2 protein-coding genes are annotated in these 2,971 nt (G+C 67.3%); one reads left to right on the forward strand and one right to left on the reverse strand.

Features of this window, described 5'->3' with window-relative positions; genetic code table 11:
- Nucleotides 1-1,394, reverse strand: a 1,394-nt coding sequence (locus AC2VOG_RS13800) for an alpha/beta fold hydrolase (protein ID WP_486940453.1), incomplete at its 3' end; no start/stop codon positions are given.
- A gap of 339 nt (nucleotides 1,395-1,733) precedes the next feature.
- Between AC2VOG_RS13800 and AC2VOG_RS13805 the strand changes: the two genes are divergently transcribed.
- A partial coding sequence (locus AC2VOG_RS13805; protein ID WP_486940454.1) for an ABC-F family ATP-binding cassette domain-containing protein occupies nucleotides 1,734-2,971 on the forward strand: 1,238 nt, incomplete at its 3' end.

Genomic DNA, 2,971 nt, shown 5'->3' on the forward strand with positions numbered 1-2,971 from the left:
AATTCACCGTGCGGGGCATCGTGCGCCTGTTCGCCGATGATGCGGCCCAGCGAGATCCGGGTGTGGTCGTTGATCTGGCCCAACCGGGCCAGTCGCGGCAGCGTCCGCACCGTCTCGACGGCCAGCGTGCGCACAGACTTGTTCGCCGCGAAAACCGCTTCGGCCGCTCCGCGAACCAGTGTCAGAGCCACCTCGGACACCTCGCCGAAGCCGTGCATCATCCGCGAACTCAGCGCGACGCCGCGGTCGTCCGGTTCGGTCGGCTGATCCGCCATCGGGAAGATGTCGGTGGGCTTGGTGCCGCTTCCGGAGATCCACAGCGCCCAATCGGCCACAGTCGGCCACGACTCCTGCGCTGCTCTGGATCCGACCACCAGACCGAAATGACCTGTCCGAATCAAATATTCGTACACTTCGGCGTTGGGCGCTGCCCGACGGATACCGCGCACCGCGGCCGGCTGACCAATATCGTCGACCTCTCCGACGAACGCCAATATGGGACAGGTGATGTCGGTCAGCGTCACCAGCTGGCCGTTGATCGCGAAACCACCGGTCATCATCCGGTTGTGCGCGATGAATTGCTTGAGCAGTTCCGAGATCGCCGGCCCCGACCAAGCGATCCAACCTTCGGACTCCAAGAATCTGCGCTGGGCCTCGCGCGGTAGCAGCGCTTCACGATCGTGCAGTTGGCGCACGAAGTCGACGCGCGCTTTGGCCGTCTTGAGCGGATCGAGCATCTGAAAGCCGGTGCGCGCCAACCACCCTGGAATGTCGAGGCGGTTGAAGACATGGTCAGCCATGAAATTGGCGATGCCAGGAGCCAGGTTGGGCGGCAGCCCCATCGGCAGGGCCGCCAGCGTGTCGACGGGAGAACCGAACGTCACAATGCTCGCGATAGATTTCGAGCGCCGGTAGGCCGCCGCCTGGTAGCAGAACATCCCGCCTTGCGAATAACCGGCGAGATGGACGTCGCGGCCGGCGATGCCGGTGAGGACGTCGATCGCCTCGCTCAGCGCCACGATGTGATCGGTCAGGGTGCGGCGCATTCCGCCTTCGACCTCGTCGGGTGAGCCGAAGTCGATAACCCAGGGGTCAAGCCCGGCTTCGTGCAGGATGCCTACCGCGCCGTCCTCTCGGGCGACGTCCCACATATTCGCCGACATCATCATGGGGTGCACCAGTAACACGGGCGGGCCTGCCTGGGGATGCCCCGGACGGCTGTCCGGCGGGTAGTACCGCCGGAGCTTGTACATCGGTGTGCTCTCCACCACCTGCGACGGTGACGGCGAGTTGCCGGTTTCCAAGCCGCCGAGCCGCAACACTTCCAGGCCGTTCTGCGCGGTCGCGATCAGACGCTCAACCGGTCGGGTGAGCGCTGAAACCCTCAAATCCATCCCGCCGCTCCCCTGTTTGCTGCTGCGAACGCCGATTGCTTCCGCCATTCTGGCAGACGCCGCCCCACTCATTCGCCGCGATGGCCAACCTGGTCGACACTGAACGTGTCACGTCCGGATACGGCGCGTAGCGCACCGGGCGCCCTAAGCAGCGGGCGCAACACCTGCAGCCGGATCGGCGGTGGATGGACGCGCCGCTGAGATCTCCGAACCGTCGACTGCTCAGGACGGCGCGGACATCGTCGAGCGGGGCCGCCCGCTCTGTGCGGTCGGACATCCCGGCCGGCCAGCCCGGACGCATGAACACCGCGCCCGCATCGCCAGGCTAACCTCGGGCCGGTGGCACACTTGCTGGGCGCCGAGGCGGTTCACCTGGAGTATCCGACCGGGGTCGTCTTCGACTCGACGACCGTCGGGATCAGCGACGGCGACCGCATCGGCATCGTGGGACGCAACGGCGACGGCAAGTCCAGTTTGCTGGGCCTGCTCACCGGCCAGCTGAGTCCGGACGCCGGACGGGTCACCCGGCGCAGCGGGCTGCGGGTCGGAGCGCTGAGCCAGGCCGACACCCTGGATTCGGCCAGCACGGTGGGGTGGACGCTGGTCGGCGACCGGGCCGACCACGAGTGGGCCGGCGATCCGCGAATTCGTGATGTGGTCAGCGGCCTGGTTTCCGACATCGGCTGGGACGCGGTGATCGGCACCCTCAGTGGCGGGCAGCGCCGCCGGGTCCAGTTGGCAGCGCTGCTGGTCGGCGAGTGGGACGTGGTTGCGCTCGACGAGCCGACCAACCATCTCGACATCGAGGGCATCACCTGGCTGGCGAGGCATCTGCGCGAACGCTGGGCGCGCGCGACCGGCGGCCTGCTCGTGGTCACCCACGACCGCTGGTTCCTCGACGAGGTGGCAACCGCGACGTGGGAGGTGCACGACGGGCTCGTCGAGCCGTTCGAGGGCGGGTATGCCGCCTACGTCCTGCAGCGGGTCGAACGGGACCGGACGGCTGCCGTCGTCGAATCCAAGCGGCAGAACCTGATGCGTAAGGAGCTGGCCTGGCTGCGCCGCGGTCCGCCGGCCCGGACGTCGAAGCCGAAATTCCGCATCGAGGCGGCAAATCAGCTGATCGCCGACGTACCACCGGTGCGAAACCCCGTCGAGTTGGCCAAGCTGGCGACCGCGCGACTCGGCAAAGACGTCATCGACCTGCTCGACGTGTCGGTGTCATTCGACGGCCGACCGGTGCTGCGTGATGTCGAGTGGCGGATAGGACCGGGCGAACGTACCGGAATTGTCGGCGCCAACGGAGCGGGCAAGTCGACCATGTTGGGACTCATCACGGGCGCGATCGAGCCGGACAGCGGAAGAGTCAAGCGCGGCAAAACGGTTCGGCTGGGAATGCTCGACCAGCGCGGAGACGAGTTGATGCCGTTGGCCGACGAGCGGGTCGCCGACCTGTTGGGCCGGCTGCGCAGCGGCTACGACGTCGACGGCCGCGACGTCACGCCCGCTCAGTTGCTGGAGCGGCTCGGATTCGCCGGCGGCCAACTCTCCGCCCGGGTAAGTGAGTTGTCGGGCGG

This window comes from Mycobacterium sp. TH-M11 (assembly GCF_057473725.1).